The following is a 20,693-nucleotide window of genomic DNA, read 5'->3' as shown; positions in this document are numbered from 1 at the left end:
TATCGCTATAACTGCCAGCAGAACAATAATCAATAAACGCTTTTATTATCCAGCATAATATGAGTGCAATAAGAAAAGTATGCGGTCTGCGATTTTATTGGTGGTGAGAGTTCGGCGGTTTTGGCTGATAAGTCAATGACTCACTGGTGTGAGCCATTGGTTATTGTACTTTTTACTTGCTTAAGGTTTTGCCTTTTTCTACGTAGCTCATGTCGCCTAAACTTTCTACGATAAATTTACCGTCGTCGGTGTAGCGAATTTTGGTCACACTGGCGTTACCTAATCCGGCGGTAATCGGTTGGTCTTGCATCTCTTCGACCATTGCCATGATCGCCATGCCATGAGTCACAACTAATACGTTACCACCGCCTTGCGCTTGTGCTTGTTTTGCAATAGCTTTTAATGCGGTTTGCATACGTGTTTTGACTTTATTGTAATTTTCCGCTTCGCCGGATTTTTCAACTGCTGCAATGGCATCCATCATTTTGTTTAAGGTGATTTTTCCTTTACCAAAATCTTCCATTAACGCTTTATCCGATTCGTAGCCTAAATGCTGAGCAGCGGGCGTCCACATGTTGGGATCGAGATCACCTTCGAAGTCACCAAAACAGGTTTCTCGTAGTGCTTCCATTTCGTTTATGTTTATCGGATCGCCTTTGGTTTCTAAAATGATGCGGGCAGTTTGTCTTGCTCGTCCTAGATCGCTTGAGTAAACTGCAATAAATTTCATATCGCCTAATCCGCGTCCAAGTTGCTGTGCTACTTCAATCCCCGGTTTGGTTAATGGTGTGTCAGACCAGCCTTGAGCACGATGTACGTTGTTAAACATTGTTTTACCATGACGAGTAAAATATAAGTTGACCTCTTGCGCAAAGGCTTGCGATGCTAAAGAGGCTGCCACAACGACAATACTGATAAGTTTGATAATTTTTTTCATACTTTCATCCTTTTCTTAAAATAAATTAAATCGATAATCAATCACGGTTTCAGCCGATAGCGTTGGTGAGCGTTGTGCTTTGCCGTCTCTGAGTTTTGGGGTGACATCAGAACTGCTGATTGTTTTGTATGACCAGCCATAACCTGCTTTAGCTAAAATCGATAAGTTTTTGAAAGTGCCACTGGTCGGTTTAAAGATATTAAAGACGTTAATTTCACCGTTTTTTAGGGTTTGGTGTTTATAGTTAAATCTGCCGTAATTCATATACAAACCGGTAGTGTTATCTTGCACAAAGTCGTAACCTAATACCGCTGATAATACCAGTTCGCCATCTCGCATATAATCAGCCCCGGCGGCGGCAAGTCCGTTAAAGCGTCCACGGGTATTTTTGCCTAGATGTCGACCGTAAAAGCCAATTGCATTATGTTTGTTGGCATCGGTATAAGCCAGACCGAGTTTGACGCTCCAATCATCTTCTTTCCATTGGGCATCGGCGGCATAGTGCCATGCGTGATCTTCAAACTCTTTTTTGCTTTTTGACATGGCATCATAATTTTTTAAAGCATAACTACCGTATAACTGCGAGCCTAAGGTTAATTTGTTGGTTGGCTTGTAAGTTAGCTCAATAGCATGACGTCTTAAATAGTCTTTAGCGACACCATATGAGTAGTCGATTTTTGTGGTGCTATCTTGATAAGCGATTTCAGCCGTTGAGATATGGTCGATGACACTTTTGCGATCATTACTCATAAAATGCAGTTTTTGGGCTGATTCACGGGGAAAGGCACTGTTAATCCGAGCAAATGAGAAAGCGAGCTTGTCAACGTTAAAAATCCCACTGTAACCGAGGTAGCTGTTACGAGTTAAATGCTGGGATGAGCTGATAATGCCCAGATCTTTTAAACTTTGCCAGCCAACTTTACCGTTGAATTTGATGTTGTCATTTCCCAGTTTGATTTTGATATAGCGCTGGGTGAATTTATTAAATCCGTGGGCGTTATGTTTGCTGTAGCCTTTGCCGTCGTTATACAGTAAATTACGGGTGGCAAAGTAGTCACTTGCGCCAAGTTTTATCACATTGTCATAAGTGACATCAAAACCTAGGGTATCAAATAGGTATCCCGATTTATAATTGAGGGTAAATGCTTGCCCCCAAGCGCTGTGAACTTCTTTGGGTTGGGATGCGTTCTCTTTTAAGTATTTCCAATGATTACGGGTGGAAAAATCGAGCTTGCTATCGTTAAAAAAGTGATTATCGAACATACCGGCTGATGAACTTACGTCATTGGCCAGTACTGAACAGCTCAGTAGGCTTAAAAGTGCCAGTGGTAGGTATTTCAGTTTTGTCGTCATATCCTTTGTCCTTGTTTCCTAAAATAAACCTAAATGCCAACTTGTGAGAGGGCTAACTCCTTAAGTTAGGATTAAGGTGTTATCTGCTAAGTGCAGTCATCATTCAAGATAAAATTGATTCGTGCGATGTGTTTACCTGTTTTTTGTCTGTTCTTGCCTTATGTTAACGAGTGTTTAATGCAACGTTTTTTAGTCGCTATGATCGATTGAGATCATCGGCGCTAAACTTGCTGCATTTGCCCATTGCTGGTAAATAACCGGATGATGCGACTTCCTAATCTTTGTCTGTACTTTCAAGCTTTCGATAATCTGCAAGTCGCTGGTATTTCCCCTTTTGGCGTTATTTAAAGCAGCTATCGATCGGCTTTCGGTTTGTTGTTCCATAACAATTTATTCATCCGGTTTAATTTTTCGATCCTTTGCGCTTGATGCGAAAAAGATTGGTAAGCCGATAGCCCATAACTTAGGCTATCGGGCTAGTGTTATTTTAGTACCGCTCCTTTTGATGCAATGACCGATTTGTACCAGTAAAAACTTCTTTTCTTATATCGTTTTAAAGATCCGGTGCCGTCTTGGTTAAGATCAACATAAATAAAACCGTAACGTTTTGTCACTTCGGCTTTAGATGCACTAATTAGATCAATTGGTCCCCAACTGGTGTAACCCATGACCTCGACACCGTCTTCAATAGCTTCACGGATTTGAACTAAATGATCATTCATATAGTTAATACGATAATCATCGTTTATGGTGCCGTCGGTTTCTAATTTGTCTTTTGCGCCTAATCCGTTTTCCACAATAAAAAGCGGTTTTTGATAACGTTCATAGAGCATATTTAATAGATAGCGAATGCCGACAGGATCGATCTGCCAACCCCATTCAGATGCTTTTAGATAAGGATTCGGTACCATATCTAAAATATTACCTTTGGTTTTAAGCGACGGATCCGCCGTTGCACAGCAACTCATGTAATAGCTAAATGAGACAAAATCGACAGTGTTTTTGAGATCTTGAGCATCTTGCTCAGTAATGGTTAACTCAATACTGTTTTGTTTAAAGTAACGATGCATGTAGGTTGGATAGTAACCACGGACTTGAACATCACCAAAAAATAGCCAGCCGTGGTTTTCTTGATGAGCTGCCCATACATCTTCAGGTTTCGGGGTAAGCGGGTAGGCGACAGCGCCTAATAACATGTTGCCGATTTTGGCATCCGGTATGATTTGATGACACAATTTTACCGCCCGTCCACTGGCCACCAGTTGATGATGAATGGCTTGATAGATTTGCTGTTTACTGCTGTTACGATCTAAGCCCACGCCGGTAAACGGTTCGTGCAATGACATGTTAATTTCGTTGAAGGTTAACCAGTATTTGACTTTGTCTTTATAGCGTTCAAATACAACTTTGGCATAATGGGTGAAAAATTCAATCACTTGCCGATTACCCCAACCACCATATTGCGTGACTAAGTGATAAGGCATTTCATAATGCGATAGTGTGACTAATGGTTGGATGTTGTGTTTAGCCATTTCGTCAAATAATTTGTCATAAAAAGCTAAACCTTGTTCGTTTGGCTGTTGTTCATCCCCGTTAGGAAATATCCGCGTCCATGCAATAGATACTCGTAAGCAGCTAAAGCCCATTTCAGCAAATAGCGCTATATCTTCCGGATAGCGATGATAAAAATCAATCGCTGTATCTTTTATGCTGTTGATCTGATGCTGATTGCGATCGATTATTTCGCCAAATAAGCCGTTTGGTGTACAGTCGGACGTTGATAGACCTTTACCGTCTTGACGATAAGCACCTTCCACTTGATTGGCGGCAATTGCGCCCCCCCAAAGAAAATCGTTAGGAAACGTTGTTGACATGTTTTACTCCTTATTTGCGATTAATGCTAGTAATGCGTCACCACTTTCAATGTTGCTTTGCTCTGTCATGCAAAAGATATCTTGATAATTATCTGTATTGGTAATAATGATTGGTGTAGTCATGGCAAATCCGGCTTTTTTTATGGCCTCAATATCGAAGCTGACTAATAGATCACCTTTTTTGACTTTATCACCTGCTTGGACATGCGATTGAAAATGTTGACCGTCTAATTTAACGGTATCAATACCAATATGAATCAATATTTCAGCGCCACTTTGGGTTTGTAAACCAATAGCGTGTTTAGTTCTAAATAGCGAAACGACTTCACCGTCGTCCGGGGCGAGCGCTTGTCCAACCGTTGGCTCTATTGCGATACCTTTACCCATTAATTCGCCTGCAAAGGTTGGATCGTTCACTTCGCTTAAAGGCAAAATGTTGCCGGTTAACGGGCTAAAAATGGTGGTTGCATTGGCGCTCGCTTGTGCATGGCTGTGTTGACTGGTGTTATTAGCGTGCGCATTATCTGTGTTTTCATTCTCACTATTTGCATCTTGTAAGATCGATTTATCTTTAGGAATACCAAATAGATAGGTCACAATTAAGGCTAAAGTAAATGACAGCACACAACCAATGACCACGGCATAAAATTGCTCATTAATGCCAGTTTTAGGGATCAGTTGTAAGAATGAAAAGATATTAATAAAGCTAAAGGAGTAAATCACACTGTGGTAGTAACCGACAATGCCACCACCGACAACGGCGCATAAACAACCGATGATAAACGGTCTTTTTAACGGCAGGTTAACCCCGTAAATAGCCGGCTCAGTCACACCAAAGATGCCCGATAAGACCGAAGAGCTGGCTAATGCTTTAAATTGTTTGTCTTTGGCACGTAACATCACCGCTAACACAGCACCGACTTGGGCAAATACTGCTGGGAATAAGATTGGTAACATAAAATCTTCTTGATAAACGGCAAGGTTATTTAAGGCAAATGGAACCAGTCCCCAATGAATGCCGAAAATAACCATAACTTGCCATATTGCCGCTAAAATCATTGAGGCTATAATCGAGTTCAGTCCATAAACAAAGATAATGCCGTCGGCAATAAGATTACTGACGTAAGTCACCAAAGGTCCAATTACCGCAAAGGTGAGTGGCACAGTGATGATAATGCCCAGTAGTGGCGCAATAAACTTTTTAAACGAGTCATGCATAATTTTATTAAAATTGCGTTCTAAGAGTGAATAGAACCATGCAGCTAAAATTATTGGAAAGACAGATGACGCGTAAGGAATAAGCTTAATCGGAATGGCGAATAGTTCAGTATTTAATGAAAATGCACCTGCCGGCATCATGCTGGCTATGGTTGGGTGGATGAGGGCACCACCAATTGCCATACCCACGTAAGGGTTACCACCAAATTTTTTCACCGCCGAAAATCCTAAAATAATCGGTAGGTAATATAAAGGGGCGTCACTTATTGCAAATAAAAATTGATACGTTGAGGTATTTTCCTGCACGATATTGCTGATAAGCAAAACCGATAATAGACCTTTTAATATCCCGCCGGCAACTAATACTACCAGCACCGGAATAAAGATCCCCGATACTAAATCGATTAGTTTAGAAAATAGTCCTGTTTTTTGTTTTGAGGAAGCTTGCTCATTATTTTTGTCGTTTAAGTTGGTCAGTTGCATAATGTCATTAAATACATCTGCAACGTTATTGCCAATCACAACTTGAAATTGTCCGCCACTTTGAACAACCGTTATAATGCCGTTTTGTTTTTTTAATGTATCGGCATCGGCCAGGCTTTCATCTTTTAAGACAAATCTTAGTCGAGTAGCGCAGTGTACCAGGCTGATAATATTGTCTTTGCCACCGATTTGGTTAATGATTGATTCGGCAAGTGCTCTGTTTTTCATACCTTATCCTTATTTTTATGCAAAAAAAAACCCAGCTCCCTTTTATTCAAGGAAGCTAGGTTTTGCTTGCAAAGTAGAATCATTCTATTTTGCAATAACAATCCAAAAACTGATGTATTTAGGCTAACATAAATTTTGCGACCTAGGTATTAATTCCGATATTGTGTTTTGGAAATTGTGATTTATATCACATTATGTTTTTTTTAATTCATTGCGCAGTCTTTCGATATGAATGGTTAGATATAAACTTTCGTCATCGCTAAGGGGATGTGAATAGTGTTGGATTAAATGCAGATCAATTTGTTTAGTGCATTGGTAAGCTTGTTCGTATTTTTTTCGAATTAATTCATATAGCGAGGCGTCTTGTTCGGGGTGTTCGGTTTGGCTCAGTATGCGATGTGAAAAGAATTTCAAATGAGTGATAAACCGCTGATAGGACAGACAATCTTCATCATACTCAAACTGAAAGTGATATTTTACAATGTTTAAAATTTCACGCATGATTTTGGTCATTTTAACAATGTTGGGCATGGTGTCATTGAGCTGTGCATTGATAATATGAAAGGTAATAAAGCCGGCTTCGTCTTCCGGTAAATCGACATTTAATCGTTGTTTTATCACTGATAATGCATATAAACCGATTTGAAACTCTTTAGGGTAGAGTTTTTTGGTTTCCCATAAAAAACTATTTGGGATATCAAACCCTTGTTTATGTCGTTCTATGGCAAAATGGATATGATCGGTGAGTGAAATATAGATACTATCTTGCAGTTTGCCTTCTAATAACTGCTTTGCATGATTAATAATCACTTCTGTTGTTGTTAATATTTCAATGGGAATTTCAGAGAGTAATTCAGCAAATCGGGGGAGGGTTTCGTTATTGGTTAATGAGAACTGTTTTTCAATCAAATCACTATCAATTAAGTCGCCTTCTCGCTTTTTAAAACCCACGCCACGACCGGTAACGATGAGTTCATTACCCTTCGCATCTAACGTAACAACGACATTATTATTAAGAATTTTATGAACTTTCATACACTGCTGCTTGTTTTTTCTATATCGGTATTATGTATAGTGAGCAAAAAATAGGAAGTAAAAAATTGAAAAAATGTGATAGGTGTCATATTTTTAGTGAAATTTTGTTGCTTATTTCAAAAAAAAGCTAACAAAAAACCCGATACCGTTAACGGCATCGGGCTGATATTTGCAAAGATTATTGCGCAAGGAGTTTATTCATCGTTTGAATAAATTTACTTGGATCATTTAGTGAGCCTTTTTCGGCCAGTAGTGCTTGATCTAACAATAGTTCGATCCAATCATTAAACGCTGTTTCATCTTGCGTGTCGGCAATTCGTTTCACCAATTTATGATCAGGATTAATTTCAAACGTGTAGTTGATCTCAGGTGCTTTTTGGCCGGCTGAGGCTAGTAATTTTGCCATTTGAGTCGACATTTCATCAGCACTTGTGGTCACAATTGCTGGGGTATTGGTTAAGCGGTGGGTTAATTTCACCTCTTTAACTTTATTACCTAAAACGTTTTTAACCCGTTCAATAAATGGCGCTAACTCTTTTTCAACTTCTTTTTGATCTTCACTATTTTGATCAGCAAGTTTTTCGATAGATTCGTCTGATTTACTGATTGATTGGAATTGTTTTCCGTCAAATTCAGTTAAATTACTCATCATCCACTCATCAACACGATCAGAAAGCAGTAATACTTCAATGCCTTTTTTGTTGAATAATTCAAGATGAGGACTATTCTTTGCTGCGCCGTAGCTGTCAGCGGTAATATAGTAAATCTTGTCTTGACCGTCTTGCATGCGGCTGATGTAGTTCTCTAAACTGACTGTTTGCGCATCGCTGTCGTTGTGCGTTGAGGCAAAACGTAATAATTTAGCAATTGCTTCACGGTTGGTGAAGTCTTCACCGGTACCTTCTTTTAACACTAAGCCAAATTCACCCCAGAATTTTTGATATTTTTCCTGATCGTCTTTAGCTAATTTTTCTAGCATTTGTAATACACGTTTGGTACAGGCATTACGTAAACTTTGCGTTACTTTGTTATCTTGCAATATTTCACGTGATACGTTTAACGGTAGATCATTTGAATCAATTAAGCCTTTCACAAAACGTAAGTAATTAGGCATAAATTGTTCAGCATCATCCATAATGAAAACACGTTGCACATAAAGTTTTAATCCGTGTTTATTATCTCGATTCCACATGTCCCATGGTGCATTTGCCGGGATATAAAGTAAGCTGGTATATTCTTGTTTACCTTCTACACGGTTGTGGCTCCAACTTAGTGGATCGGCAAAATCGTGTGACAAGTGTTTATAAAACTCTTTATATTCATCATCGGTAATTTCTGATTTGCTACGTGTCCAAAGCGCTTGCGCTTTATTGACTTTTTCCCATTTTACTTCTTTGCTCTCTTCATCGGTCGTTTGAACTTCGACAGATAATGAGATGTGATCAGAATATTTACTGATAATTGAGCGTAAACGCCAATCTTCTAAAAACTCTTTTTCATCAGCTTTTAAATGTAAGGTGATCTCTGTACCACGAGTGTCTTTAGTGGTATCAGATAGGGTATATTCGCCTTCACCGGTAGACTCCCACATCACTGCTTCATCAGCTTGTGCGGTTGCAGCGCGGGTTTTTACAGTCACTTTATCAGCCACAATAAAGGCGGAGTAAAAGCCAACCCCAAATTGACCGATTAATTGGCTGTCTTTGGCTTGATCACTGCCGATAGATTCTAAAAATGCTTTGGTGCCTGATTTGGCAATGGTGCCTAGATTTTCGATGACTTCATCACGGGTCATCCCGATACCATTGTCAGAAATGGTTAAGGTGCCGGCCTCTTGATTTGTCCAAATTCGAACACCGAGATCAGCATCACCGGCATAAAGATTTGGGTTTTCCAGCGCTTTAAAACGTAGTTTGTCAGCCGCATCCGATGCATTGGATATTAATTCTCTTAAAAAAATCTCTTTATTGGAATATAAAGAGTGAATCATTAAATGGAGAATCTGTTTAACTTCGGATTGAAAGCCTCGTGTTTCTGTTCCTTGCTTACTCATTAACTAGTACCTCAATTAAAATTAATAGTCTCAAATAACAATTAGGCGAAAACTGATTGTGACAACAAAAAGACAATCTTACTCGCCGTAAGCTATGTTAAATGATTAACATTGATATAATGATTTGATTTATTGTTGTATTGTTATATGGGAATAAAATGAATGTTTTCAATAGCGGTAAATCAATATTGTTAACTGGTTGATGTTTTTTTGTTAAATCGCCGGCATAAAAAAAGCCTTGTATAGTACAAGGCTTTTAATATTGTGTTTAGATTTGATTAATGTTGTAATCCAAAAACAAGAATAGCAACAATTGCGATAGGGATAACAATTGAGGTTAACATTCGCCAAATTTTAAACCAGAAATTAGTTAAGTTTAACTCTTCTTGGATGCGTTTTTGTTTCATCATATAAGCACCAAAAATCACCGTACCTAAACCGGTAATAGGTAACATGATTTTACTGGTGAGGTAATCAAGTGAATCAAAAATGTTTTTATCAAAGAATTTCACATCAGCCCATTTATTAAATGATAGGATACAAGCAATACCCAGCGCCCAAATCAGGATACTGATGACAATGGTTGCCGTTTTGCGTCCCATATGGGTTTTTTCTTCCAATAATTCGACCGTTGGTTCAAGTAGTGAAATCGAAGAGGTTAACGCCGCAAAGGTTAAAAAGATAAAGAATAAAATACCTAAAACGGTGCCGCCAATCATATTACCAAAGGCGATCGGTAGTGTAACGAAGATAAGACCTGGTCCAGCGGCAGGCTCTAAACCGTTGGCAAAAACCAATGGGAAGATGGCTATTCCGGATAATACCGCAACAACGACATCGAGTATCACCACTGTTCGGGCTGTTGATAATAAATCGACATCTTTACCAAGATAAGAACCATACGCCATCATAATGCCCATACCTAGTGATAAGCTGAAAAATGCATGGCCTAAGGCCGCTAAAATTGCGGTGCCGTTTAAGGCCGACCAGTTAGGGGTAAACAGGAAGTCACACGCTTTATAAAATGCAGGACCACTAGCATAGATAGCATAACCCACGAGTACTAACAGTAAAATACCTAAGCCTGGCATCATTAGTTTACAGCCACGTTCTAAGCCGGCACCAACGCCTAAGGCGACGATAAAGGCGGTCGCAAACATAAATACTGTATGCCATGTTAAAAGGCTACCGACATCAGCTTTGAAATTATCGAATATCAGCGCTGTTGTTTTGCCATTGACGCCTTCAAAAGTGCCTTTTGCTGCTAACACAATATAGTCAGTCGCCCAACCACCAATTACACTGTAGAATGATAAAATTAAAAATGAACCGAGAACGCCAATTATACCAACCCAACGCCAAGATTTTGAATGACCTTCAGAAACCGCAACATCTTCCATAGTATGGATTGGGTTTTTTTGCCCTCGACGACCGATGAGCCATTCTAGAACTAAAATAGGCATGCCAATAATAAACATGAAAAGTAAATAGGTGAGTACAAAAGCTGAACCACCCATTTGACCTGCCATATAGGGAAATTTCCAAATATTACCTAACCCCACCGCAGAGCCTGCCGCTGCAAGCATGAATCCCATGCGTGAGCTCCACTGTGAGTGACTTTTCTTCATAGTACCTGTACTCATGAATTTTCCTTTGATTCTTATTAAATAGTTTAATTTGCGTTTAGTTAAATTATGTATTAATTAAAAACTTTTAATCATGCCATGAAATTAGGCTATTCACAAGAAATCATTATAGCGATGAATTTTAGTTGTTTAAAAATTTAGCTGAAATGTAACTCAATATTAAAATGTAGCAGATGGTCTATTGGAGCGTTTTGAGAATATTTAATAAACCGTAAAAGGTAAAAAAGAACCAGCATGGGCAAAAGAAAATGCTGATTCTGATTTTAAAAAAGAAAGTCAAAATGATGTTATAAATACCGAATACCACGTACATTTTACTCTTTTCAAGATTTTCATAACCGAGCGCTAAAAATGCATTGACTACCATTAAAACAAAGAATGGAAATGTCGCAATTAACATCAAAACAGCGTCCCCTAAAAATGGTATTTTCGCTATTTTCATTAACATACGTCGATCGGATTTTAGCGTGATAAACATTCTTCCAATTCCTTTTATTGATACCCGCTTTATCAATTATTGTTTATTTTTTAATGCTAAATTGTACACCATTCAACCTATTAGATTAAGAAGATTTTTTTGTCGATAAAAAGATGACAATGTTTGTGATTTTATTGATAATCAATCGTAGTTAGCATATAGTAAAATCCAGTTTTCAAACTTTATTAACGCCAAACATGTCACAAAATATCGATATAAACGAAATCAATAAATTTTCACAATTAGCCGCACAATGGTGGGATCCAAATGGGCAATGTAAACCGTTGCATATCATTAATCCATTACGTGTTGATTATTTACTGCAACAATGCCAGTTGCTCAATGGTAAAAAGGTATTAGATGTGGGGTGTGGTGGTGGCATCTTGTCGGAAAGTCTTGCTAAGTTGGGCGCACAAGTCACCGCTATCGATCTGGCTGATGAGTCTTTAAATGTTGCCAAAGTGCATGCTGAGCAAAATGGATTAACTATTGATTATTTAAAACAGACGGTTGAAGCGCATGCTGAGCACTACAGCGCAAGCTATGACATTATCACTTGTATGGAGATGCTTGAACATGTGCCCGATCCTGCATCAATTATCGATGCCTGCGCCAAATTACTTAAACCGCATGGCAAACTCTTTTTATCCACCATTAATCGTAACAATAAAGCTAAATTGCTGATGATTTATGGTGCTGAATATTTAGCCCGATTAGTGCCGAAAGGTACCCATGATTTTAATCGATTTATTCGTCCGTCTGAATTAATGCTTTGGGTTGAGCAGGCGGGATTAACGGTTAAAGATATCATTGGTATGGAGTACCATTTACTGAGCAACCAATTTAAGTTGGGATCGAATGTTGATGTAAATTACATCTTAATGGCGCAAAAATCAGAATAATATTAAAAGTGTGATCTAATTCTCATTTTAATGTTTTTTTCTAAAATTTTTCTTAATTTCCTCTATAATCGCCAAAGTTACCGATAACATGCGTTTTTTAACTGTTCAATCACAATAGCGCAAGTTAAAAACGCATTAATGATATGCAAAAGGTTAATTAAACGGTTAAATATCGGTTAACTAAACGCTATCTTAATCATAACGCTGTTACCTGAAACATAGCATTGTTTTTTTAGAGGAATAAAATATGCCGTTAATTATTATTGCCATAGGAGTGGCACTATTACTTATTTTAATGCTCCCACTTCGCCTTAATGGTTTTATTGCATTAATTTTGGTTGCACTGAGTGTTGGTGTGCTCGAAGGGATGCCGGTAATGGAAGTGGTCAAATCCATAAAAAATGGCGTAGGGGGAACGTTAGGTAGCCTGGCGTTGATTATGGGATTTGGCGCCATGCTCGGTAAACTTTTGGCCGATTGTGGTGGTGCACAACGAATCGCAACCACGCTTATTGCAACCTTTGGTGACAAAAAGATTCAATGGGCAGTCACCCTTACTGGCTTTATCGTGGGCTTTGCGCTTTTTTACGAAGTCGGTTTTGTCTTATTATTACCTTTAGTGTTAACCATTGCCGCTACGCTGCGCATTTCACCGCTTTATATTGGTATTCCAATGGCGGCTGCGTTATCGGTCACCCATGGATTTTTACCGCCACATCCGGGGCCAACGGCGATCGCTGAAATCTTCAAAGCCGACATGGGGCGCACCTTACTTTACGGCACAATTATCGGTATTCCAACGGTTATTTTAGCTGGCCCGATGTTGGCAAAATTGCCGTTTATTCGAGCCATTAATCATCCTATTGAAGAAGGGTTATACAATTCTCGTCAATTTACCGACGAGCAAATGCCAAGTTTTAGTGTCAGCGTGTTTACGGCATTAATTCCGGTGATATTAATGTCGATCCGGGCAGTTTGTGAAATGACGCTTGCTAAAGGAAACGTCATTTTACCTTATGTAGAGTTTTTTGGTGATCCGGTGATTGCCACGCTGATATCGGTGTTAGTTGCGGTATTCACATTTGGTCTTTTGCGTGGACGCTCCATGGCTGAGATCAATACAACAATTGTCGATTCGATTAAAATTATCGCCATGATGCTGTTAATTATTGGCGGTGGCGGTGCTTTTAAACAAGTATTGGTTGATAGTGGTGTCAAAGTTTATATCGAGCAGATGATGCACTCATCGACTGTTTCACCGCTAATTATGGCATGGTTAATTGCGGCATTACTGCGTTTAGCGTTGGGATCGGCAACGGTTGCGGCTTTAACTGCTGGCGGGATTGTGTTTCCGTTAATTGCGACTAGCGGCGTCAGCCCTGAACTTATGGTAATTGCCACCGGCGCCGGTAGTGTGGTGTTTTCACATGTTAATGATCCGGGTTTTTGGCTGTTTAAAGAGTATTTTAATTTAAGCATTACCGAAACGATGAAGTCATGGTCTTTATTAGAAACGGTGATTTCGGTTTGCGGATTAGTTGGGTGTTTAATTATTGAGATGTTTATTTAATAATTTAGATCTTCAATAGTGTAGGTTTTTAGTCCGCAGGTTTCGGACGCTGTAATTGGTTGATATATTCAATTCGGTGTCTGCGTCCGAATTAGGGGGATTTGGTGCGAAATCCCCCTAATAACCCCCTCGCAGCACCACCCAAAGCGGTCTTCGACTGCCCTCCGCCTTCGTTCGGTCTTAACGCACCGGCGCTGATTTGTTCCGGACAAAGCAGCGCCTCGCCAAACATCCCTGTTTGGCGTGCTAACCTCTCTCAGTTGTCGGCGCTTTGTGAAGGTGCGGTCTGGTGCACTTGTTTGCTTTTGGGAAAGGTAATGGTTAATAGTTTAGAATTAGTAATGAAGTTCAAAATACAAACTTTTTAAACCCTTTTTTTTAGCTAAAAATAAAACTATTAAAAATCAATGTATTGTAAAAGCGTTAAAAAAAAGGGTTTTTAAAACTAAAATTGCTCTTTATGTTTTTATAAACGATGTTTATAGTATGTGAGATTCTACTTTACAGCTGCATAAGCTGTTTAGAAACGCGAGGTATATAATGATATTGATTATTCAGTCTTTACAGCTGCATAAGCTGTTTAGAAAATTTATCAAAAATGGCTAAAGTCGTAGCAATTCTTTACAGCTGCATAAGCTGTTTAGAAAAACCGCATTCACAGCGTTAACGCCGTACCAATCTTTACAGCTGCATAAGCTGTTTAGAAAGATCACCACTTCGGGCAAAGTCCTGCCCGTACCTTTACAGCTGCATAAGCTGTTTAGAAAATTCTCGTGAAGTTTTTTCTGTTGTTAGATCCTTTAAAGCTGGATAAGCTGTTTAGAAAACAGTCGTATGTTTCTGCCGTAAGATAGAGCGCTTTAAGGCTTAATAAGGGGGTTAGGATATTTTTGAAATATCTAAAACTTTTGCTTTATACTAAAACGTAGGTGTTTTCTGAAAGTTTTTGGCAATGTTTTGTGTTTTTGCTTAAACACCTATATTTTCTGAAACTTTTTGACAAGGTTTTTACTTTTATAAAAGTTGCATGTTTTTGATCTGCAAGTTTCGGACGCTGTTAATAGGTTGATATTTTCATTACGGTGTCAGCGTCCGAATTAGGGGGATTTAGTGCGAAATCCCCCTAATGACCCCCTCGCAGCACCGCCCAAAGCGGTCTTCGACTGCCCTCCGCCTTCGTTCGGTCTTAACGCACCGGCGCTGATTTGTTCCGGACAAAGCAGCGCCTCGCCAAACATCCCTGTTTGGCGTGCTAACCTCTCTCAGTTGTCGGCGCTTTGTGAAGGTGCGGTCTGGTGCACTTGTTTGCTTTTGGGAAAGGTAATGGTTAATAGTTTAGAATTAGTAATGAAGTTCAAAATACAAACTTTTTAAACCCTTTTTTTTAGCTAAAAATAAAACTATTAAAAATCAATGTATTGTAAAAGCGTTAAAAAAAAGGGTTTTTAAACCTAAAATTGTCCTTTATGTTTTTATCAACGATGTTTATAGTATGTGGGATTCTACTTCACGGCTGCATAAGCCGTTTAGAAATGTTGGCTTTATTATTTAATATTTTTTTCAGCCTTCACGGCTGCATAAGCCGTTTAGAAAAGCCCGTAGTAGTAGATGCGGTTCTATGCAGACTTCACGGCTGCATAAGCCGTTTAGAAAACCTGAAATCATTTCAAATTCAGCATTTGCAACTTCACGGCTGCATAAGCCGTTTAGAAATAGCGCTAAATCAAAATGTAACCAGTCATCAGCTTCACGGCTGCATAAGCCGTTTAGAAAGGACGCAACATAGGAAGAACGGGTATTTCTATCTTCACGGCTGCATAAGCCGTTTAGAAACTGTAAGTTCTTATGAACTGTCTACCAGAATACTTCACGGCTGCATAAGCCGTTTAGAAACTCCGTTAATAAAACACTCACTCGAACAATACCTTCACGGCTGCATAAGCCGTTTAGAAACAATCCTGATTTAGTTATGTATGTCTATCCTCCTTCACGGCTGCATAAGCCGTTTAGAAATCTAGAAAAAGTAATTTTTCTGTATAGTTCGCCTTCACGGCTGCATAAGCCGTTTAGAAATGCCCACGCTTTCCCCCCACGCTGGAGCAACTCTTTTACGCTGCATAAAAGGTTTAGGATATATATTTGAAAATATCTAAAACTTTTGTTTTTATACTTAAACGTAGGTGTTTTCTGAAACTTTTTGTCAATGTTTTGAGTTTTTTTCTTAATCAATTATATTTTCTGAAATTTCTTGACGAGATTTTTTAATTTTATGCCTAAACATCTTGTTTACTTAATGCCTTATTGGTTTTTTTATCGATGTGGTGATGCGTCTTTTTAATAGTGATTATTTGTTCTGTTTTTCGATAAATAGCTGCTTTATTCAGTTGAATGGTGATGAGTCAATCATTATTACTAAATTTTGCTAGTCTTTTAATGGAAAGATAGGTAGAATGCTTCGGCAATATTTTATCAACAATTCAACTCAATGGTGAATATTGTCATGTCTCGTATAGTAAAAGAAGCCCTCACGTTCGATGATGTTTTATTAGTTCCTGCTCATTCAACTGTTTTACCCAATACTGCTGATATCAGCACTGAGCTTACCCAAACCATTAGATTAAATATTCCGATGCTGTCAGCAGCGATGGATACGGTTACTGAATCTGATTTAGCCATTGCCTTAGCGCAAGAAGGTGGTATTGGTTTTATTCATAAAAATATGCCGATCGAGGCGCAAGCTAATCATGTTAGGCGAGTTAAAAAACATGAAAGCGGGATTGTGCAAGATCCGGTCTCAGTTCTTCCAACTGCAACCATTAAGCAAGTTATCGATCTGGCAAAAGAGTATGGCTTTGCCGGTTTTCCGGTGATTACGCAGTCGCAAGAGTTAGTCGGGATTATTACTGCTCGTGATGTGCGATTTGCTACCGATCTCTCTTTACCAGTAACCGCAGTTATGACGCCAAAAGAGCGTTTAGTTACGGTTAAAGAGGGTGAAAAGCGTGAAATCGTGCTTAAAAAAATGCATGAACATCGGGTTGAAAAAGTACTGGTGGTGGATGATAAATTCCATTTAAAAGGTATGATCACAGTTAAAGACTATAATAAAGCTGAACAAAAACCAAATGCTTGTAAAGACGAGAAAGGTCGTTTACGTGTTGGCGCAGCGGTTGGTGCTGGTGCCGGTAATGAAGAGCGAATTGCGGCATTAGTTGAAGCAGGGGTTGATGTGTTGTTGATTGATTCCTCACACGGGCATTCAGAAGGGGTCTTAGAGCGTATCCGTCAAACTCGACAAGCTTTCCCTGATTTACAAATTATCGGGGGCAATGTGGCAACTGCTGAAGGGGCTAAAGCATTAATTGAAGCTGGCGTAAGTGCGGTTAAAGTGGGTATTGGTCCCGGTTCAATTTGTACTACCCGTATCGTCACAGGTGTTGGGGTGCCTCAAATAAGTGCCATTATGGATGCGGTAGGAATGGCTCAAAAATATAATATTCCTGTGATTGCCGATGGCGGTATCCGTTTTTCCGGTGATATTGCAAAAGCCATTGCCGCCGGCGCATCGTGCGTTATGGTTGGCTCAATGTTTGCCGGCACTGAAGAAGCACCGGGCGAAATCGAACTATTTCAAGGTCGTGCTTATAAATCTTATCGGGGTATGGGATCACTTGGCGCAATGGCAAAAGGCTCATCTGACCGCTATTTCCAATCCGACAATGCAGCCGATAAATTAGTACCAGAAGGGATAGAAGGGCGCATTGCTTATAAAGGCATGTTAAAAGAGATCATACATCAACAAATGGGCGGCTTACGTTCTTGCATGGGCTTAACCGGTTGTGCAACGATAGAAGCCCTACGTACACAATCAAAATTCTATCGCATCACAGGTGCTGGTATGAAAGAGAGCCATGTACATGATGTTCTCATCACCAAAGAGCCACCTAATTACCGTGCTGGTGCTTAATAAGCACACTTTAAACCACAAAAGCAAATCCAAATGGATTTGCTTTTTGTTAAGAAGTTTCAGAGAATACCCGCGTTTTAGTAAAAAATCAGTTTTTAATCTTGTTAAATAGATCCCAACAGCATTCCCAAAATACTAAAACACCTAATTTACTCAAAACTCCCCAAACAGAAGAATAATAGTCAAGTTGGTATTAACGAAAATCCTTGTCAAAAACTTTCAGAAAATATAGGTGTTTAAGCAAAAACACAAAGCCTTGTCAAAAAGTTTCAGAAAACACCTGTGTTTTAGTATAAAAACAAAAGTTTTAGATATTTCCAAAATATCCCAAAACCCATACCATTCCCTTCCTCAAAAACAGACAAGTGCACCAGATTGCACCTTCACAAAGCGCCGACAACTAAGTGAGGTTAGCACGCCAAACAAGGATGTTTGGCGAGGCGCTGCTTTGTCAGGAACAAATCAGCGCCGGTGCGTCAAAACCGAACGAAGGCGGAGGGGAGTCGAAGACCGCTTTGGGCGGTGCTGTGAGGGGGTTATTAGGGGGATTTCGCACAAAATCCCCCTAATTCGGACGCAGACACCGTAATGAAAATATCGACTAATTCACAGCGTCCGAAACCTACAAACCAAAAACCTGTAACTTTCAATTAAAGTATAAAACCTTGTAAAGAAGTTTCAGAAAATATAGGTGTTTAGGTAAAAACACAAAACATTGACAAAAAGTTTCAGAAAACACCTACATTTCAGTATAAAAACAAAAGTCTAAGAGATTTTTAAACTATTTACTAACCCAAATCGTTGCATATCACAAAAGCAAACAAGTGCACCAGATTGCACCTTCACAAAGCGCCGACAACTGAGAGAGGTTAGCACGCCAAACAAGGATGTTTGGCGAGGCGCTGCTTTGTCAGGAACAAATCAGCGCCGGTGCGTCAAAACCGAACGAAGGCGGAGGGCAGTCGCCAGACCGCTTTGGGTGGTGCTGCGAGGGGGTTATTAGGGGGATTTCGCACAAAATCCCCCTAATTCGGACGCAGACGCCGTAATGAAAATATCGACAAATTAATAGCGTCCGAAACCTGCGGACTAAAAACCTGCAACTTTCGAAGAAAGTAAAAATCCTTGTCAAAAAGTTTCAGAAAACATAGGTGTTTAAGTAAAAAACACAACCCAAACAAAGATGTTTAGCAAGGCGCTGCTTTGTCATGAACAAATCAGCGCCGGTGCGTTAAGACTGAACGAAGGCTGAGGGCGGTCGCAAGACCGCTTTAGGCGGTGCTACTTAATCGCTTTAGCGACAATTTCCTGTGCTTCTTCCTGCAACGTTGCTAAGTGCTCATTACTGATAAAGCTTTCAGTATAAATTTTATAAGCATCTTCGGTGCCAGACGGGCGAGCGGCAAACCAGCCGTTTTCTGTCATCACTTTCAGTCCGCCAATCGGTGCATTGTTAGCCGGCGCAGTTGTTAAACATTGCGTGATTTTTTCACCCGCTAAGGTATCGGTGGTTAATTGGCTTGCATCAAGTTTAGATAACTTTTGTTTTTCGCTAAAGGTTGCCGGAGCTTGAATTCGACCGTAATAAGAGACACCAAATTTATCTTCCAGAGTTTGGTATTGCTCTTGTGGATTTTTACCGGTTTTTGCTGTCATTTCTGCTGCTAGTAAGCATAAAATAATACCGTCTTTATCGGTCGCCCAAACTTTACCGTTAGTGCGTAAAAATGATGCGCCCGCACTCTCTTCACCGGCGAAGCCTAACTGACCGTTATACAGTCCGTCAGCATACCATTTAAAACCAACCGGATACTCTAAATAGGTTTTATGTAAGCTATTTGCCACCCGATCAATCATTGAGCTGGTGACTAAGGTTTTACCGATAGCGATATCTTTATGCCATTGCGGGCGGTTTTGAAATAGATAATTCACACACGCTGAAAGGTAGGCATTTGGATTCATCAAGCCTTTTGGCGTAACAATGCCATGTCGATCCGAATCGGTATCATTACCAAAGGCGAGGTCAAATTGATCTTTTAACTTCAGTAAGCCAGCCATTGCCCAACGGCTTGAACAATCCATTCTGATGACTTCGTCATGATCAAGATGCATAAAGCTAAAGGTTGGATCGACTTTATCATTAACGATATCCAGATTGATGCCATATTTTTCAGCAATGCGTGGCCAATAAGTGACGCTTGCGCCACCTAGCGGGTCAACACCAATACGTAGCGAAGAGGATTGAATTAATGACATATCAACGATATTTTCCAGATCATTAATATAATCGGTCTCGTACTCTTTGGTGTGAAGATAATCTGAATTCAGCGCCTTTTCTAAGCTGACACGTTTAACGCCGTTTAATTGGCTTTTGAGTAATTCATTCGCTCGATTTTCGATCTGTTTGGTGATGTCGGTATCGGCTGGTCCACCATTGGTTGGATTATATTTTATCCCGCCGTCTTCCGGTGGATTGTGGGAAGGCGTAATGACAATACCGTCAGCAAGTTGCGCTGTTCGGCCTTGATTGTAAGTTAAAATTGCGTGTGAAATAACCGGCGTTGGCGTATAACCCCAATCACGAGCCATAACCACTGTTTGTTCATTGGCAACAAATACTTCAAGTACACTTTTTAAAGCAAGTTCAGACAAAGCATGGCTATCTTGACCAATAAAGCAAGGCCCTGTGATATTATTGGCTTTGCGATATTCGGCAATTGCTTGGGCAACGGCTAAAATGTGGGCTTCGTTAAACGTCCCTTTATTAGAACTACCACGATGACCAGATGTTCCAAAAATAACTAATTGGCTAGCATCATCCGTATCCGGTTTGATCTGATAATAGTTATTTTTTAAAGTTTCAACATTAATAAGGTCAGAAGCTTCAGCTAGTAATCCCGCGCGGCTTTGCTTTGCCATTTTATACTCCTTTTTCATATATAGTATTTT

Annotated in this window: 12 protein-coding genes and 2 CRISPR repeat arrays; of the genes, 3 read left to right on the top strand and 9 right to left on the bottom strand. The window is 39.6% G+C overall.

The features are described 5' to 3' along the window. Window positions 1-172 precede the first annotated feature (172 nt). From GYM74_RS07340 to GYM74_RS07305, 8 genes are all read right to left on the bottom strand, one after another. On the bottom strand, window positions 173-937 hold the full coding sequence (locus GYM74_RS07340) for a histidine phosphatase family protein (protein ID WP_220217576.1): 765 nt from the start codon (window positions 935-937) through the stop codon (window positions 173-175). Window positions 938-952: 15 nt separating this feature from the next. Next, a complete protein-coding gene (locus GYM74_RS07335; RefSeq protein ID WP_220217575.1) occupies window positions 953-2,290 on the bottom strand; it encodes an OprD family outer membrane porin in 1,338 nt (445 codons plus the stop codon). A 189-nt stretch (window positions 2,291-2,479) separates the two neighbouring features. Beyond that, window positions 2,480-2,674: a hypothetical protein gene (locus GYM74_RS07330; protein WP_220217574.1), complete on the bottom strand. Its 195-nt coding sequence runs from the start codon at window positions 2,672-2,674 to the stop codon at window positions 2,480-2,482. Window positions 2,675-2,772: 98 nt separating this feature from the next. Next, window positions 2,773-4,164, bottom strand: a complete 1,392-nt coding sequence (locus GYM74_RS07325) for a glycoside hydrolase family 1 protein (RefSeq protein ID WP_220217573.1) — start codon at window positions 4,162-4,164, stop codon at window positions 2,773-2,775. A gap of 3 nt (window positions 4,165-4,167) precedes the next feature. Then, window positions 4,168-6,093, bottom strand: a complete 1,926-nt coding sequence (locus GYM74_RS07320; RefSeq protein ID WP_220217572.1) for a beta-glucoside-specific PTS transporter subunit IIABC — start codon at window positions 6,091-6,093, stop codon at window positions 4,168-4,170. Window positions 6,094-6,285: 192 nt separating this feature from the next. Beyond that, window positions 6,286-7,128, bottom strand: coding sequence for a BglG family transcription antiterminator LicT (licT, locus tag GYM74_RS07315; RefSeq protein ID WP_220217571.1), 843 nt, complete (start codon window positions 7,126-7,128; stop codon window positions 6,286-6,288). Window positions 7,129-7,306: 178 nt separating this feature from the next. Then, window positions 7,307-9,181 (bottom strand): molecular chaperone HtpG, encoded by a 1,875-nt coding sequence (gene htpG, locus GYM74_RS07310; RefSeq protein ID WP_220217570.1) that lies wholly within the window; start codon window positions 9,179-9,181, stop codon window positions 7,307-7,309. A 278-nt stretch (window positions 9,182-9,459) separates the two neighbouring features. After that, window positions 9,460-10,824, bottom strand: coding sequence for a sodium-dependent transporter (locus tag GYM74_RS07305; RefSeq protein WP_220217569.1), 1,365 nt, complete (start codon window positions 10,822-10,824; stop codon window positions 9,460-9,462). A gap of 678 nt (window positions 10,825-11,502) precedes the next feature. Here GYM74_RS07305 and ubiG point away from each other — a divergent pair. From ubiG to guaB, 3 genes are all read left to right on the top strand, one after another. Beyond that, on the top strand, window positions 11,503-12,207 hold the full coding sequence (ubiG, locus tag GYM74_RS07300) for a bifunctional 2-polyprenyl-6-hydroxyphenol methylase/3-demethylubiquinol 3-O-methyltransferase UbiG (protein WP_220217568.1): 705 nt from the start codon (window positions 11,503-11,505) through the stop codon (window positions 12,205-12,207). Window positions 12,208-12,454: 247 nt separating this feature from the next. Beyond that, on the top strand, window positions 12,455-13,777 hold the full coding sequence (gntT, locus tag GYM74_RS07295; protein ID WP_220217567.1) for a gluconate transporter: 1,323 nt from the start codon (window positions 12,455-12,457) through the stop codon (window positions 13,775-13,777). Between the two features lie 499 nt (window positions 13,778-14,276). Then, window positions 14,277-14,663: a CRISPR direct-repeat array (repeat unit 28 nt; unit sequence CTTTACAGCTGCATAAGCTGTTTAGAAA). A 619-nt stretch (window positions 14,664-15,282) separates the two neighbouring features. Beyond that, a CRISPR array of direct repeats spans window positions 15,283-15,910; the repeat unit is 28 nt; unit sequence CTTCACGGCTGCATAAGCCGTTTAGAAA. 367 nt (window positions 15,911-16,277) lie between these two features. Next, on the top strand, window positions 16,278-17,744 hold the full coding sequence (gene guaB, locus GYM74_RS07290; protein ID WP_220217566.1) for an IMP dehydrogenase: 1,467 nt from the start codon (window positions 16,278-16,280) through the stop codon (window positions 17,742-17,744). A gap of 1,281 nt (window positions 17,745-19,025) precedes the next feature. On the opposite strand, the gene pgm is transcribed toward guaB, so the two are convergent. Continuing rightward, window positions 19,026-20,663, bottom strand: coding sequence for a phosphoglucomutase (alpha-D-glucose-1,6-bisphosphate-dependent) (gene pgm / locus GYM74_RS07285; protein ID WP_220217565.1), 1,638 nt, complete (start codon window positions 20,661-20,663; stop codon window positions 19,026-19,028). Window positions 20,664-20,693 lie beyond the last annotated feature (30 nt).

Source organism: Gilliamella sp. ESL0405, assembly GCF_019469205.1.
Lineage (GTDB): Bacteria > Pseudomonadota > Gammaproteobacteria > Enterobacterales > Orbaceae > Gilliamella.
Note: the sequence above shows the minus strand (reverse complement) of the source record. Positions and strands in the feature narration are given on the sequence as shown.